This window comes from Streptomyces sp. NPDC127092 (assembly GCF_042722475.1).
GTDB lineage: Bacteria > Actinomycetota > Actinomycetes > Streptomycetales > Streptomycetaceae > Streptomyces.
This window is the reverse complement of sequence record NZ_JBHXFE010000158.1, coordinates 928-1973: the sequence shown is the minus strand read 5'-3', so window position 1 is coordinate 1973 and position 1046 is coordinate 928. Positions and strand designations below refer to the sequence as shown.

1 protein-coding gene is annotated in these 1046 nt (G+C 70.8%); it reads right to left on the bottom strand.

From position 1 onward, the window contains the following. Positions 1 to 295 precede the first annotated feature (295 nt). Positions 296 to 1046: adenylosuccinate synthetase (locus tag ACFWJO_RS38295; protein WP_386872784.1), on the bottom strand; the 751-nt coding region annotated here is incomplete at its 5' end.

The window sequence follows — 1046 nt, the reverse complement described above, 5'->3', positions numbered from 1 at the left end:
GGGCATGGCGAGATGGTCGCCCTCACGCGGGTGCGGCACGCGGGCCGGTCCCTGCGCCTCGTGGACGTGGACCTCGTGCCGGTCGGCGCCGACGGCGTCCCCGTGGCCGACAAGCCGATGGTCCAGGTGCAGGTCACCTTCCGCGCTGCCCGGAGCTGACGCCCCGCCCGCCCGAGCACCCGAGCGCTTTCGAACGTGGGATGGGGCCTATCCCACGTTCGAAAGCGCCCATTCGCCCTCTTTCACGTTCGAAAGTGCAGGCCAGGGTGGGCCGGGGGCGGGGCGGCGGGCCGGGTCAGTCCTCGATGAGGTCGCGGACCTGGACCACCTGATCGCGGCCCGGGCCCACGCCGATCGCGGAGATCCGGCAGCCCGAGAGCTTCTCGAGGGCCTCCACGTAGCGCTGGGCGTTCAGCGGCAGATCCGTGAACGCGCGGGCGCCCGAGCTGTCCTCGGTCCACCCGTCGAAGAGCTCGTACACCGGCTTCGCGTGATGGAACTCGGTCTGGGTCATGGGCATGCGGTCGTGGCGCACGCCGTCCACCTCGTAGGCCACGCACACCGGGATCTTCTCGATGCCGGTGAGCACGTCCAGCTTGGTGAGGAAGTAGTCCGTGAAGCCGTTGATCCGCGCGGCGTAGTGGGCCATGACGGCGTCGTACCAGCCGGTGCGCCGCGGGCGGCCGGTGTTCACGCCGAACTCGCCGCCGGTGGTGCGCAGCTGCTCGCCCATCTCGTCGAAGAGCTCCGTGGGGAACGGACCGGCGCCGACGCGCGTGGTGTAGGCCTTCACGATGCCGATGGTGCGGGAGAAGCGGGTGGGGCCGATGCCCGCGCCCACGGCCGCGCCGCCGGCGGTCGGGTTGGACGAGGTCACGAACGGGTAGGTGCCGTGGTCCACGTCCAGGTAGGTGGCCTGGCCGCCCTCCATGAGCACCACCTTGCCCTCGTCCAGGGCGTCGTTGAGCAGGTTCACGGAGTCCACGACCATGAGGCGCAGGCGGTCCGCGTAGCCCAGGAAGTACTCGGCGATCTCGTCCACGGTC